Raw genomic sequence first — 13,395 nt, forward strand, 5'->3', positions numbered from 1 at the left:
AGGGTGCCTTTCAAGAACCGAGTGACGTGAGGATGTCGCGCCGCAGGGCGATACGCGTCGGATCGTCGTGGGCGGCGCGCTCGCGCGGGCGCGGTACGTCCCGTACGGCCAGGAGGCGGCCGGCGCCGAGCAGGGCCACGCGGTCACCGAGGAACAGGGCCTCGTCCACGTCGTGGGTGACGAAGACGACGGTGGCGCCTGTGCCGTGCAGCACCTCCACCAGCAGGTCCTGCATGCCGGCGCGGGTCTGGGCGTCGAGGGCGCCGAACGGTTCGTCCATCAGGACGGCACGGGGCGCTCCCGCGAGGGCCCGGGCCAGTTGGGCGCGCTGGCGTTGCCCGCCGGAGACGCGGTGCGGCAGTTGCCGGGACTGTTCGGTCAGCCCGACGCGGGTGAGCCAGGCATCGGCCTGGGTACGGCGTGCGGAGCGGGACAACCCCTTGATGGCGAGGGGGAGTTCGACGTTCGCGCGCAGGGTGCGCCAGGGCAGGAGGGCGTCCTCCTGGAAGATCAGCGCACGGTCGGCGGAAGGCCCCGTCAGTGGGCCCCCGTCCTGGGTGACCTCTCCGGCCAGGGGCGACAGCAGCCCGGTCAGCGTGCGCAGCAGCGTCGACTTGCCGCAGCCGGAGGGGCCGACGAGGGTGAGGATCTCGCCGGGGGCCACCTGGAGGTCCACCTCGGCGAGCACGGGCGCGCCGGGCCGTCCGAGGCTGGCATCGCGCAGGGCCAGTCCCGCACCGGTGTGAGCGGGGGAACGCACGTCAGACGAGCTGGTCATGGGGCACGTTCTCCTTGGTACCGGGTCCGGCCGGCGTGAGGGCGGTGGCGCCGCGCACCCGTCGCGGGGGCCGTCCGCCGGGGACGTACGACGTGCGGGGCAGCCAGTGCGTCAGGCGGCGGCCCAGCAGTTCGACGGCCGTAGAGGTGAGCCAGCCGAGCACGCCGATCGTGACCATGCCGACGAACACGCCGGGGTAGTCGACGACTGTGTAGTCCTGCCAAGTGCGGTAGCCGACCCCGTACTGGCCGGAGATCATCTCGGCGGAGATCACACAGATCCACGAGACGCCGATGCCGACCGACAGGCCGCCGAAGATGCCGGGCAGCGCGCCCGGCAGGACGACCGAGCCGAGGATCCGCCACCGGCCGCCGCCCATGGTGCGCACCGCCTCCTCCCACACGGGGGTCAGTGCGCGCACCGCGTGCCGGGTGGAGACCAGGACCGGGAAGTAGGCGGCGGTGAAGGTGATGAAGACGATGCCCTGTTCATTGGAGGGGAACAGGAGGATCGCCACGGGGACCAGGGCGATGGCCGGGATGGGGCGGACGACTTCCAGCAGCGGGCCGAGCAGGTCCTCGGCGAGCCGTGAACGGGCCACGAGCACACCCGTGGCCACACCCAGCACTGTGGCCAGCAGGAAGCCGGTGAGGATACGGGTGAGGCTGTCGGTCAGATCCGTCCAGTAGTCGGGACCGGACAGCCGGTCGGCGAAGGCGCGGGCCACGTCGGTGACCGTGGGAAACTGCGAGAAGCGCAGCCAGACGTCGACGTTCAGGCTGGTCAGCAGCTGCCAGAGGCCGAGGCCGACGGCCAGGGACAGCCCGCGCAGCGCGCACCGGGTCACGACGCCCGCTCCAGCGCCTCGGCATAGGTGACGACGCTCGCGCCGCCGTGACCGTCGACGTAGGCCTGCGCGGTCGCCGGTGCGACGAAGGGCAGCAGCTTCTCGCCGTCGGCCACCCACACCGCCTTGTCCGCGAACCACAGGGTGCCGGTGGTGGCGTCGGGGACGTAGGCGGCGCGGATGGTGTCGCGATGGGCGGACACGTAACTCAGCAGTTCGGCGGGCGACTTGAAGGTCCGCGTCTGCCCGGAGCCCTTCGGCCACACCTCGCTCGCGGCGGCCGGGGGCGTGGCGGCGAGCCGCTCGGCGTACGTCGTCCCCAGGGCCTTCTTCACGTACTGGTCGTCGACGAAGGAGTCCACGTCCACGTCGCCGGTCAGCTTCGCGGACTTCAGGATCGACACGTCCTGCTTCAGGGCGGAGACGAGCTGTGGCTTGAGGGCCGGGTCGAAGGTGGCGATGCCGTGGGCGCCGTTGTAGAGGTAGACGACCTCGGCGGGCAGACCGGTGGCCTCTGCGACCTTCTCGGCGGCGGTGACGGGATGGTCGTTGAGGTAGTCGGTGGCCTGTGCCTGGGCCTTGAGGAACGCCTCCAGGACGGTCGGCCGGTCCTTCGCGAAGTCCTCGCGGGCGGTGACGCCGTGGAAGGTGGGCAGGTTCAGCTGCGCCCCGTCGTACAAGGCCTTCGCCTTGCCTTGGTGGGCGAGCAGGCCCGGCCAGGCGACGAACTGCGACAGCGCGTCCGCGCTGCCCGCGGCGAGGGCCGAAGCACCCACCGCGGGCTGCTGGTTGAGCTTCTCGATGCCCTTGTCGGGATCGATGCCGGCGCGTTGCAGGGCCCGTACGAGGGTGCCGTCGGCGGCGGAGCCGACGCTCGTGGAGACCTTCTTCCCCTTCAGGTCCTTCAGGGAGGTGAGCCCCGAGTCGGGCGCCGTGACGATGGTGTTCAGGCCGCCGCGCAGGTTGTAGCCGGTGACCGAGACCAGATGGGTGGGGCGGCCGAGTTGCTTGCCGCGGGCGGCGTTGATGAGCAGCGGGAAGTCGCCCATCGACCCGATGTCGATCTTTCCGGCGGTCATCTGGGCGGTGATAGGGGCACCGGTGGCATAGTCCTGCCAGGCGACCTTGTAGGTGACGCCGTCGCCGAGCGAGTTCAGCTGCTTCTCGAAGTAGCCGAGGGAGCGGAGCAGGGTGCCGGCCGTGACCGTGTTGATGGTCTTGGACTGGTAGCCGACGGTGACGGTGACCGTGGAGCCGTCGCCGGCCTCGGCGTCACCGCCGCAGGCGCTGAGCGGGGGCAGAAGGACGACCGCGGATACTGCGACTGCAGTGCGTTTCATGGTGGTGGCGCCTTTCACCGGAGCAGGTAGGGCATGTTGACCGTGACGGCTCCGGTGGGACAGCGGGCCGCGCACGGGCCGCAGTACCAGCACTCGTCGACGTGCATGTACGCCTTCCCGCTGCTGACGTCGATGGCGAGGGAGTCCAGCGGGCACATGTCCACGCAGAGCGTGCAGCCGTCGATGCACTTCGACTCGTCGATGGTCACGGGCACGTCGGCCCGCTGGGGCGCCAAGGGCATGGCTGTCTCCAGGAAGGTGCTTGAGTGAGGTGGTGTCAGAGGGAGCGGTGCAGCAGGCCGCTCATCGTGATGCGGTCGCCGCGGAAGCGGATGAACTCCAGGTCGACGGGTCGCCCGTCGGCGAGGTGCGTGAGGCGTTCCAGCATCAGGACGGCTGCAGCGCGTGGGGCCTGGAGCACGGCGGCGGAGTGGGCGTCCGCGCTGACCGCCTCCAGGGTGATCTCGGCGTGACTCAGAGGCTGGCCGGTGACGGCTTCCAGGAGGCGGAAGACGTCCGTGTTCTCCAGGTCGCAGCCGAGCAGAGCGGTGCCGATGTCCAGGGGGATGTAGGTGAGGTCCAGGGACAGGGGCAGGCCGTTCAGACGGCGAAGGCGTTCGATGTAGAGGACGTCGGTGCCCGCTGGGACGCGGAGGCGATCGGCGACGGGGAGGGGCGCCGGGGCGGGGCCCATGGTGCGGACCTCGTTGGTGACCCTGCCGTGCTCGTGGAGGGTTTCCGCGAGGCCCATCAGGCGGTCGAGGCCGTGGGGGTACTTGCGGGCCACGACCACGGTGCCCACACCGGGCTGGCGTTCCACGAGGCCTTCGGCGCGCAGGAGGTCCAGGGCCTCGCGGACGGTGTTGCGGGAGGCGCGGTAGTCGGTGGCGAGGGTGGACTCGTGGGGGAGGGCGCCGGAGGGGAAGCCGTCGGCGAGGATCTGGTGGCGGAGGAGGTCGGCGAGCTGGCGTGCCCGGTCCGCGCGCAGCCGGCGTCGCGCGCGGTGGGCGGCTACGGTGGTCGCGCCCTGGCCGACGTGGTCTCGGATGCGGTCGGTCGGAGGCATGGCCGGAACCATACCCATCCGGTAGGGATAGTGGTGTTGCGAAACTGTTGCGCCACCTGACACATCGCCGAGTGCGCCGCTGACCTGGGCTTTCGGCAGGCAGGAGGGGAGATCTGCCAGGGCCCTCGCCGCTGGGAGTGGCATGCCGGCAGCAGGAAGGGCGTCCTGGACGCCGCCCGCCGGGCTCGGCGCAGCGCTGCTCGCCGTGCCCGGCGGCCAGCACCCCGAGGGACTGACCCCGGTCGAGGGCTTGCCCACCGTTTCGCCGGTACGGCTCAGCGCGCGCCCCCGGTACGGCGCGGACACCCCGGTGACCGGCACCGCTGTCGAGGCGGTCCCCGCACTGCTCGCCGCCTGCGAGACCGGCGCGGCCTGCCGCACCGGCGGGCCCGGGACCCTCTCGCGTGGTGAGACGTCCCGGTGCGGCATGACCGGCCCTCTTGACGCGGCTTGGACGCGGCCCGACACTCCACTACAGGAATCCTAGTGAACTGGTAGGGAATCATGGGCCGTGCTGCGCTGAAACCCGGCAGTGACGTTGTCCGTACCGCCGTCCGCCGGCTGCCCCTGCTGACGTCCCGCCGCCACATCGACCTCGTGCGTGTGTGCAGTGCGGCAAGTTCCCTGCGCGCCGGCGGCCCAGCCCCCGTTCACGCCTGACCCTCCCGCGTAAGTACCGCCGCCCCGGCCGTGCCGAAGCCGCCGCGTGCCGTCGCCTCCGTGTGCCCGTATGCCTGTGACCGAGCACTCCAGGGAGACGCATGCCCGCCACATCCCCGACCGCCGTGCCGTCCTTCCGGAACAGGATCGGCTGTGACGCGCGCAGCGGTTACTACCCCGCGCAGCACCGCTACCGGCTCCACCTCTCGCCGGCCTGTCCGCACTGTCTGCAGATCGCCGTCACACACAGCTTGCTCGGCCTCGACGACACCCTGCCGGTGATGCTGCTGCCCGCCGTGCCCGACGCACCCGGCGGCGGACACCGGGCGTTGCGTCCGCTGTACGAGGCCAGCTCGCACCAGCACCTGCTGAGCGTGGTGAGCATCTCGCCGAACGAGCCGGTCGGCTCTGCAGTGGACGCGGGTTCCGGGCAGCGGTCGAGTACGGCGCCCAAGCTTCTCACAGCGTGACTGAGCGCCGGGGTGCGGGCGGGATCCCCGCCGTCCGGCTCGACGGCCACCGCCACCCGGCGGGCGGACCTTGAGGGCGGCCTGGTGGATGGCGCCGGTGATGGTCATGCCGACCGAGTGCGACAGCCACCGGCCGCGCCGGGCGAGCCAGGTGACGAACTCGTGCGTTCCGCCTCCGGAATCGGTACGGATCAACCTCTGGTGTCCGCGTCGGTACTTCTTCGGCAGCTGGGCCACGGCGAGTTGGACTGGTGATGTGTTAAACGGCGGTGTTGCTGCTTCAGTCGCACCCCATGGCGAGGCGCTCCCCACAATCCCGCTATTGAAAATGAGTGTCATAATCGCATAACTGCTGAAGGTGGCCCGGTCCTCCTTTTACTCCTGGTTGGCCGGCGAGCAGGCCCGCGCCGCCCGCCGGACTGCCGACGACGCCCTGGCCCACGAGATCACCGGGTTGCACATCGCCTCCCGGTGCGCCTACGGGGTGCCGCGGATCCATGCCGAGTTGCGCAGGCTGGACCGGCGGGTCAACCGCAAGCGAGTGGAGCGGATCATGCGTCAGCGCGACATCGCCTGGGTCACCCGGCGCAAGCGCCGGTCGCTGACCCGTCCGGCGAAGAGGGCAGTGCCCGCCGCAGACCGGATCGGCCGCGACTTCACGGCCGACGCCCCGGGCCGGAAACTGGTCGGTGACATCACCGACATCCCCACCGACGAGGGCTGGCTGTATCTGGCGACCTGGCTGGACCTGGCCACCCGCGAGATCGCCGGCTACTCGATGGCCGATCACCGCCGCGCCTCCCTGGTGGTCGACGCGCTGACGATCACCGTCGGACGCGACCGGCTCCAGCCCTGCTGCGTCGTGCACTCGGACCGCGGAGCGGAGTACACCTCTGACGAACTCCGCCGGGAATTACGCAGGTTGGGACTACGGCATAGCATGGGCCGAACCGGATCGTGCTGTGGCAATGCCGCCGCCGAGAGCTTCTTCGCACTGCTCAAAGACGAGATCGGCACCCGCCGCTGGCCCGACCGGACCACTGCCCGCGCGGAGATCTTCGCCTTCATCGAGAGACCCGCAACAGGGTCATCGAGACCTTCTACAACCGCAGACGACTGCGGAAGCATCCGGCCTGGGGGTACCTCACCCCACGGGAGATCCGACAGCGACACGAGCAAGAACACGCCCTCGCAGCGTAAGCAACGAGTGTCCAGCGTCACGGGGTAGTCCAGGCATGGACTGCTGGAGCTGTGCTGCTTCTTCGCATCGCGGCCCATCCGCTAGGACGACACGCGTGGACGTGTGGCCCGAACGTCAGCGGCCGGCCATCGTGACACCGTACTGGAACGAACGAACAGGTCGGTGGTTGTTTGGGAGCCATTCCGGCGGTGGGTTCGGGAGCCAGTCCTGGAGGTCGGTGGTCTTCTGCGGCGGGGTAGGAGTTGGTCCGTTTGGTCGGCTCTCCGAGGTGGTGGGCGCTCGGTGTTGGTGGGCGTGTTCGCTGGGCCGGAAGTTGGCGGGTTTGGCTGCGGGGGGTTTAGCGATGGTTCTACGGTATCCGTGTTGATGTGATGACTGCTCAGGTCATGGGGTGGGTGTGGTGGACATTCCGCTGGTAGATGCGGTGGCGGCAGTGCGTGACGAGCTGATCGCGGCGGCGGCGTTGGGCGCAGACCATGCGGATGTGGTGTTCGCGGTCGGGCCGGTGGCGATGGAGTTCGAGGTCGAGTTGCGGGCGGACGCGAAGGCGACGGCCGGGTTCAAGCTATGGGCTGTGGGCGCCGGCACGGAGGCGAGGGTGTCGCGCGGTCGCACGCATCGGGTGTCGTTCACGTTGACGCCTAGGAACGTTCACGGCGGAGACCTGCTGGTCAGCGGTGCATCGGGACGCCCGTCCGGCCCGGGGGACAACTCCGACCGTCTTCCGGACTGACACAGACACCGCTGGGTAAGGCCATCCGTCCCTGGCCGGGGGACGCCAGGTATGCCGCACTTTATGGGGAGCTGAGGGGTGGAGCGGGCACGTTTGATGGGGGTGACCTGGCAGGGGCATCCCGGCTCGGGGTACGCGGTTGGCGGGCGGCTGGTGCTGACGTCGGCGCACCTTGTGACCCGGGTGGGCGAGCGGGTGGAAGTGTTCCAGCCGGGGGGCAATCGCACGTTCGACGGGCGGGTGGTATGGTGCGGCGCGCCGGACGGCCGCGACGACGCCGCGCTGGTCTTGGTCGACGACGATCCCCTGTGGCGGGCGCCGTCAGGGCCGGTGCGGTGGGGGCGTCTGGTGACCGACCGGCCCGGCACCGGCTGTGAGACCTGGGGCCTCCCGGACGTGGCCCAGCGCCCGGTGGCTACTGCCAACGCCCCTGTGGGCAACACCCTACGGTCCGAGAGCAGCTCTGAAACCGACAGCCCTGAAACCGAGCAGGTTCGGGGCGAGGTGAACCCGGGTACCGGGATGGTCGGCAACAAGTACGTGATGTACCTGCCCCGGGACACCCCGCAGTGGTCGCGCCCGGGCTCGCCGTCGCCGTGGGGTGGCCTGTCCGGGGCAGCGGTCGTCTGCGATCGCCTGCTCATCGGTGTAGTGGCCGCCGACCGGGCACATTCCGCGCACGGGCAGCTCAACGTCGTGCCCGCCTACGTTTTGCATCACAACCCCGCCTTCCGCAACGCGCTCGCCGAACACAGCGGCGGTGGGCAGGGCCTGGAGGCGGTGGAGTTCCAGAACCTCGCCGATGTCGCGGCAACCACGCCCCCGGACGGGTTGGCCTCGCCCGCGGCGCTGCTGCAGGCCGGGCGACAGACCGTCCCCTTCCTCGGTCGTGAGGATCTGTTGAACGAGCTGAAGTCGTGGTGCGCTCGTGCCGGCTTCGGGGCGTGGCTGCTGCACGGGCCCGGCGGACAGGGCAAGACCCGCCTCGCCCACCAGCTCGCCAGCCTCCTGGCCGAAGACAGCTGGGCCGTGCTGTGGCCGCGCCCCGGCGCCTCCCCTGACCAGCTGCGGGAGATCCGGCATGCGGCGAAACCCCTCCTGGTCATCCTTGACTACGCCGAGAACCGCCTCGAGCAGCTCACCGCCCTGATCGAGGCCGCCGCCGAACACCCCGGCACCACACCGCTCAAGGTCTTGCTGCTGGCCCGTACCGACGGCGACTGGTGGGCCCGCGCGAAGACCGTCAGCCGACTCGCCGAGGACTACCTCGGCACCGCCCCCGCCCGTCTCTTGCCCCCGCTGGAAGAGCAGCCGACCGACAGGCCACAGGCATACCGCGCGGCCGCCCTCGCCCTCGCCATCGCCCTCCCTCAGGTGCAGGGCTGCGCCCGGGACGACTGGCCGGCCAAGGCCGAGGGTCTCTCAGCACCCCGGCTCGACGACGACGGCTACGGCAACGCGCTCACCCTCCACATGACCGCTCTCGCAGACCTCCTCGACACCGTCGCACCGGCGGGATCGTCAGCACGTGCCGAGGGCAATGTGGTGCCGCAGGGGGCGGAGGGCGTGGAGGACCGGCTACTCGGCCACGAGAGCCGCTACTGGCACCAGACTGCCGCCACCTGCGGCCTGTCACCCGGGTTGAGCCCAACCTCCCTAGAGACGGCGCTCGCTGCCGCCCACCTGGTCGGCGCCGCCGACCGCGAACAGCTCGACCAGACCTGGCGCCGACTCCCCGCACTCGCCGACCAGGCCCGGGACCTCCGCGACTCCGTCACTGCCTGGATCGCCGCTCTCTACCCGCCCTCCGCCCCGGGCGGGTCCTGGGGCAGCCTCCAACCCGACCGTCTCGCCGAACGCCACATCGGGCGCGTCCTGGACGCCGGCCCCGCCCTCGCCGAGCACCTCCTCCACGGCGCCGACGACACACAAACAGCCCAGCTACTGACCCTCTACAGCCGTGCCGCCGCCCACCGGGTCTTCCACGGCCGGCTCGACACCCACCTAACGGGTCTGTGCACACGCCACCACAAAGAACTCGCCAGCCAGATCATCGCCACGGCCACCCGGACCAACCATCCCGAGCCCCTGATCACCGCCCTCGACGTCATTGCCACGGACCCCGCCACTCCCCTCGACGATCTCACCGCCTTCTCCCGCCTGTGGCCAAACTTCAGCAGCCGCCTCGCCCCCTCGGGTACCCGTCTCACCCGGGCCATCACCGACCGGTACCGCCAGCTCGTGGGAGAGGACCCGGACACCCCCCTGCCTTCCCTGGCCCAGTCCTTGCACAACCTCTCCCTCCGGCTGGGGGAGGTAGGGCGCCACAAGGAGGGCCTGGCCGCGATCCAGGAGGCGGTCCGCATCCGCCGCGCGCTCGCCGAAGAGGACCCGGTCACCTTCCTGCCCGACCTCGCCATGTCCCTGAACAGCCTCTTCGCCCGGTTGATGGGGGTAGGGGGCCACGAGGAGGCACTGGCCGCGATCCAGGAGGCCGTCCGCATCCGCCGCGCGTTCGCCGAGGAGGACCCGGACGCCTTCCTGGCCGATCTCGCCATGTCGCTGGATAACCTCTCGTGCGGGTTGGGGAAGGTGGGGCGTCACGAGGAGGGCCTGGCCGCGGCCCAGGAGGCCGTGAGCCACTACCGCGTTCTCACCCAGGCAGACCCGAATCCGAACATTCACCTGCCAGCATTCGCCCGATCCCTGCACAACCTTTCCACCCGGTACAGGGAGGTAGGGCCGCAGACAGAGGGCTTGACCGCGATCGAGGAGGCCGTGCGCATCCTCCGCACACTGGCCGAGGCCAACCCGGACGCCCATCTGCCTGACTTCTCCGCATCCCTGGACTTCTTCTCCGTCTACTTGGGGGAGATGGGGCGGCAGGAGGAGGGCCTGGCCGCGATCCAGGAGGCCATCCGCATCGACCGTGTTCTCGCCGAGGCTAATCCCGACGCTTTTCTGCCTGGCTTCGCCATGGGTCTGAACAACCTCTCCCTCCAGTTAGGGGAGGCGGGGCGCTGGGAGGAGGGCCTGGCCGCGGTCGAGGAGGCCGCCTGTCATTTCTCTGTGCTCGCCCGAGCGGACCCGGACGCCTTCCTTCTCGATCTCGTCAGGTCCCTGAACAACCTCTCGCGACTATTGTGGGAGGTGGGGCAGTGGGAGCAGAGTCTGGCCGAGGCCCAGGAGGCCCTGCGCTACATCCGCGTTCTCGCCCAGGCGTACCCGGACGCTCACCTGCCAGGCCTCGCCGAGTCCCTGCACAGCCTCTCCATCAACCTTGGGAAGGTGGGGCGGCAGGAGGAGGGCCTGGCCGCAATCCAGGAAGCCGTTCGCATCCGCCACGTCCTCACGCGGGCTTGCCCGGAACTGTTCGAAGACGAGCTGCGGAATTCGCTGGGGGTAGCTGCCTGGTTTGAGTCCCTTCAGTAGCCAGGTGGTGTCGTCCAGCGGAGGCGTGCGCAACCATTCCGGCCGATGCCAGCCGTCAGCCTGCCAACCGTTCCACGCCCCCACGCATGTTCGAGTGAATCTACAAGCAGCCACAGCTGAATTCACAAGTTCACTAATGGCTCTCACTCGGTCTGCCCGAGTGGCTCTCATTCAGCCTCTCGCAAACACCGGATGGCGCCCGACGGTCTACCCGGCCGAACTCGCCCAAGCGAACCGCAAGACCTCAAGCACACGCCGACGGCGAAGTGGGGCTGGACGAGGCCAGGTACTTCACGCCCTACCAGAACATCTTTCCGGTGCCCCCTCTTACGAGGACTGCGCGCTTGTCGAGTACGACCCGGCTGCTTTGGCGATCGGTGGCGACCTGCTGGTGCCGACCCAGTTGAGCGCCGTGGACAACATGCCCAACGAGCCGCTGCGCAAGACCATCGAGACGGCGCAGAAGGAGTACGACATCACGGTCCGGGCCGCAGCGCTCACCGCGTGGGCCGAGGCCCTCATCTCCCGCGACATCGGCAATGAGATGGCCGAGCACTACCTGGGCGCGCTCGTCTCCCCCTCCACCGGACGGTCGATGCGGCCACCGCACCCAGGGGCAACCAGGCCATCCGGGCCTAAGAGGTCGTCTCATTTGGCCTGTTCGATAGTCTGCGGTCGTGGGGATCGTGGAGCGTCTGGTGCCGGATGAGTTGTGGGAGTTGTTCGAGCGGGTGGTGCCGCCTGCTCCGACGCGGCCGCAGGGTGGCGGCCGACGACGGTACGGGGACCGCGAGGTGCTGGCGGCGATCGTCTTCGTGGCCACGTCGGGCTGTACATGGCGGCAGTTGCCGCCATCGTTCGGCCCGTCCGGGCCGACGGCCCATCGCCGGTTCACCGAGTGGAGCAAGGCGCGGGTGTGGGCCAAGCTCCATCGCCTGGTGCTGGACGAGCTCGGCGCGCGGGGCGAGCTGGATTGGAGCCGGTGTGCGATCGACTCGGTGAACATGCGGGCCCTGAAAGGGGGGACCTGACAGGTCCGAATCCTGTCGACCGGGGCAAGAAGGGTTCGAAAGTACACTTGATCACCGAGCGGACCGGTCTGCCCCTCTCCATCGGCATCTCCGGCGCCAACCTGCACGACAGCCAGGCCCTCGAACCCCTCGTCCGAGGCATCCCGCCGATCCGCTCCCGACGCGGGCCCCGCAGGCGCCGACCGGGCAAGCTCCATGCCGACAAGGGCTACGACTACGACCACCTGCGCCGATGGTTACGCGGACGGGGCATCACCCATCGCATCGCCCGCAAGGGCATCGAGTCGTCCACGCGGCTCGGCCGCCACCGCTGGACCGTCGAACGGACGATGGCCTGGCTCGCCGGCTGCCGCCGCCTCCACCGACGCTACGAGCGCAAGGCCGACCACTTCCTCGCCTTCACCAGCATTGCCTGCACCCTCATCTGCTATCGCAGACTCACCAAATGAGACGACGTCTAACTCCGGTGCTCCTTACGCAACCTGGGCGGCCGTCGGCGCACTGTTGAAGGACGACAACGGTGCGGTCGCAGATCAGGCTTTGGTGCTGATTCCCGCGTCACAGCTGGTCATGGAGGACACCTGGCATACAGCCGGGATGCGGGGCACCGCCAGTAACACCCTCGTGGGTGAATCCGTCTTCGTTCCAGAGCACCGAGTCCTGTCTGTTCCGGCAGCTTCGGAGGGCCACTACCCGCGTACGGCCCGCGAGGAGGTCCTGTACGGCGCTTCCTTCGGCCCCATGTTGCTGCTGTGCCTGCTCGGCCCGCTGCTTGGACTGGGCAAAGCGGCTCTGGACGTTGTGGTGCACGCTGCCGCCTCCAAGCCACTGTCGTTCACCGTCCACGGCCGGCAATCGGACTCGGTGGGTATTCAGCTGCAGGTGGCCGAGGCCGCGATGAAGATCGAGACGGCCCGGCTGCATACACACCAGGCGACTGTCCAGGTCGACCAGGCCGCCGCAGCCGGTCCGTTGGACTACCCAGCGCGCACCCGGCTGAGGGCCCAGGCGGGCTACGCGGCTCGGCAGATAATCGAGGCCATAGCCATCCTGCTGGACGCGCACGGAGCCTCCGCCTTTGCCGAGACAAGCATTCTGCAGCGCATTTGGCGCGACGCCAACACCGCGGCACGACATGCCGGGCTGATCCCCGCCGTCGGCCTGGAGGTCTATGGCAAGACATTGCTCGGTGTGAACGAGCGCGTGAGTCTCATGGTTTGACATCAACTGGTCGGCCTCGATGAGCCTCACCTGAACCGGGGGATTGGCCGCATTGCAGCCAAGATCATCGTGAATGGCGGGGTCAGGGCGGCGATCAAGTCGACAAATCCCACTCTGCTGAGCCAAGACATCAGAACACCGACGGAGAATGCCATGTCCGAAGAGACGCTGTCAGACATCGAGGAGATCAAGAAGCTCAAGGCGCGCTACTGCCGCTTCGTCGACACGCGCAACTGGGAGGGTCTGCGGGCCCTGTTTACCGACGCTGCTCGCTCCACCCTCGGGGGCGACGATCAGTCCGTCGAGGAGTTCGTCTCCCTCGCCCGGGAGTGGCTGGCCGATTCGACGAGCGTGCACAGCGTGAGCATGCCGGAGATCGAGATCACCGGCACCCACACGGCCCGTGGAATCTGGGGTATGGAAGACATAGTGACCTTCCCTTGTCGCCCCGGCGAGGCGCCCAAAGGCATCCACGGCTGGGGACACTACAAGGAGGAATACCGCAAGGTGAACGACCACTGGTTGATCCACCGGATGGACCTCCAGCGTCTGCGGCTCGACCCCCTTGAGGGCGGCTTCCCCGACGACGACTGACGGCTGGAAACCGCTACGGCAC

Annotated in this window: 13 protein-coding genes and 2 pseudogenes; 9 read left to right on the forward strand and 6 right to left on the reverse strand. The window is 69.3% G+C overall.

The window, feature by feature from the left end; all coding sequences use genetic code 11:
- Window positions 1-10: 10 nt before the first annotated feature.
- Genes QRN89_RS35260 through QRN89_RS35280 form a run of 5 tightly spaced genes read right to left on the reverse strand, consistent with a single transcriptional unit; the run spans window position 11 to window position 4,031 of the window.
- On the reverse strand, window positions 11-778 hold the full coding sequence (locus tag QRN89_RS35260) for an ABC transporter ATP-binding protein (protein WP_290353492.1): 768 nt from the start codon (window positions 776-778) through the stop codon (window positions 11-13).
- The gene (locus QRN89_RS35265; RefSeq protein WP_290353493.1) at window positions 762-1,625 is read right to left on the reverse strand and encodes an ABC transporter permease; all 864 of its coding nucleotides are present in this window, start codon (window positions 1,623-1,625) and stop codon (window positions 762-764) included. Before QRN89_RS35265 ends, QRN89_RS35260 begins: the two co-directional genes overlap by 17 nt.
- Entirely contained in the window at window positions 1,622-2,965 is a 1,344-nt protein-coding gene (locus QRN89_RS35270; protein WP_290353494.1) for an ABC transporter substrate-binding protein, read from the reverse strand. Before QRN89_RS35270 ends, QRN89_RS35265 begins: the two co-directional genes overlap by 4 nt.
- Before the next feature lie 14 nt (window positions 2,966-2,979).
- Complete coding sequence (locus QRN89_RS35275; RefSeq protein WP_055491243.1) at window positions 2,980-3,207, reverse strand: 4Fe-4S dicluster domain-containing protein; 228 nt, start codon at window positions 3,205-3,207, stop codon at window positions 2,980-2,982.
- Window positions 3,208-3,242: 35 nt separating this feature from the next.
- A complete protein-coding gene (locus QRN89_RS35280) occupies window positions 3,243-4,031 on the reverse strand; it encodes a GntR family transcriptional regulator (RefSeq protein WP_290353495.1) in 789 nt (262 codons plus the stop codon).
- Window positions 4,032-4,173: 142 nt separating this feature from the next.
- Here QRN89_RS35280 and QRN89_RS35285 point away from each other — a divergent pair, with 142 nt between their 5' ends.
- Window positions 4,174-4,518 carry a hypothetical protein gene (locus tag QRN89_RS35285; protein ID WP_290353496.1) on the forward strand — a complete coding sequence of 115 codons (345 nt, stop codon included), beginning with the start codon at window positions 4,174-4,176 and terminating at the stop codon, window positions 4,516-4,518.
- Window positions 4,519-4,792: 274 nt separating this feature from the next.
- Window positions 4,793-5,056, forward strand: a pseudogene (locus tag QRN89_RS35290) (glutathione S-transferase family protein); the annotation flags it as partial.
- A gap of 186 nt (window positions 5,057-5,242) precedes the next feature.
- On the opposite strand, the pseudogene QRN89_RS35295 reads toward QRN89_RS35290, so the two are convergent.
- Window positions 5,243-5,410: pseudogene (locus QRN89_RS35295) on the reverse strand (IS1380 family transposase); the annotation flags it as partial.
- A 109-nt stretch (window positions 5,411-5,519) separates the two neighbouring features.
- Here QRN89_RS35295 and QRN89_RS35300 point away from each other — a divergent pair.
- The 7 genes from QRN89_RS35300 (at window position 5,520) to QRN89_RS35330 (ending at window position 13,373) form a co-directional block, all read left to right on the forward strand.
- On the forward strand, window positions 5,520-6,389 hold the full coding sequence (locus QRN89_RS35300) for an IS3 family transposase (protein ID WP_290353497.1): 870 nt from the start codon (window positions 5,520-5,522) through the stop codon (window positions 6,387-6,389).
- Between the two features lie 373 nt (window positions 6,390-6,762).
- A complete protein-coding gene (locus QRN89_RS35305; protein ID WP_290353498.1) occupies window positions 6,763-7,095 on the forward strand; it encodes a trypco2 family protein in 333 nt (110 codons plus the stop codon).
- A 78-nt stretch (window positions 7,096-7,173) separates the two neighbouring features.
- The gene (locus QRN89_RS35310) at window positions 7,174-10,527 is read left to right on the forward strand and encodes a tetratricopeptide repeat protein (RefSeq protein ID WP_290353499.1); all 3,354 of its coding nucleotides are present in this window, start codon (window positions 7,174-7,176) and stop codon (window positions 10,525-10,527) included.
- A 391-nt stretch (window positions 10,528-10,918) separates the two neighbouring features.
- On the forward strand, window positions 10,919-11,236 hold the full coding sequence (locus QRN89_RS35315; protein ID WP_290353500.1) for a hypothetical protein: 318 nt from the start codon (window positions 10,919-10,921) through the stop codon (window positions 11,234-11,236).
- A protein-coding gene (locus QRN89_RS35320; RefSeq protein WP_435833291.1) for an IS5 family transposase occupies window positions 11,211-12,007 on the forward strand; the annotation gives its coding sequence in 2 pieces (ribosomal slippage) (window positions 11,211-11,541 and window positions 11,541-12,007; 798 coding nt in all). Before QRN89_RS35315 ends, QRN89_RS35320 begins: the two co-directional genes overlap by 26 nt.
- Before the next feature lie 55 nt (window positions 12,008-12,062).
- Window positions 12,063-12,779 (forward strand): acyl-CoA dehydrogenase family protein, encoded by a 717-nt coding sequence (locus QRN89_RS35325; RefSeq protein WP_290353501.1) that lies wholly within the window; start codon window positions 12,063-12,065, stop codon window positions 12,777-12,779.
- 153 nt (window positions 12,780-12,932) lie between these two features.
- A complete protein-coding gene (locus tag QRN89_RS35330; protein ID WP_290353502.1) occupies window positions 12,933-13,373 on the forward strand; it encodes a nuclear transport factor 2 family protein in 441 nt (146 codons plus the stop codon).
- The last annotated feature ends 22 nt before the right edge of the window (window positions 13,374-13,395 follow it).

Source organism: Streptomyces sp. HUAS CB01 (genome assembly GCF_030406905.1).
GTDB classification, from domain to species: Bacteria; Actinomycetota; Actinomycetes; order Streptomycetales; family Streptomycetaceae; genus Streptomyces; species Streptomyces chengbuensis.

Coding starts and splice junctions, on each gene's coding strand:
- QRN89_RS35260 (WP_290353492.1), bottom strand. CDS start 778: ATGACCAGCTCGTCTGACGTGCGTTCCCCCGCTCACACCGGTGCGGGA.
- QRN89_RS35270 (WP_290353494.1), bottom strand. CDS start 2,965: ATGAAACGCACTGCAGTCGCAGTATCCGCGGTCGTCCTTCTGCCCCCG.
- QRN89_RS35275 (WP_055491243.1), bottom strand. CDS start 3,207: ATGCCCTTGGCGCCCCAGCGGGCCGACGTGCCCGTGACCATCGACGAG.
- QRN89_RS35280 (WP_290353495.1), bottom strand. CDS start 4,031: ATGCCTCCGACCGACCGCATCCGAGACCACGTCGGCCAGGGCGCGACC.
- QRN89_RS35285 (WP_290353496.1), top strand. CDS start 4,174: ATGCCGGCAGCAGGAAGGGCGTCCTGGACGCCGCCCGCCGGGCTCGGC.
- QRN89_RS35330 (WP_290353502.1), top strand. CDS start 12,933: ATGTCCGAAGAGACGCTGTCAGACATCGAGGAGATCAAGAAGCTCAAG.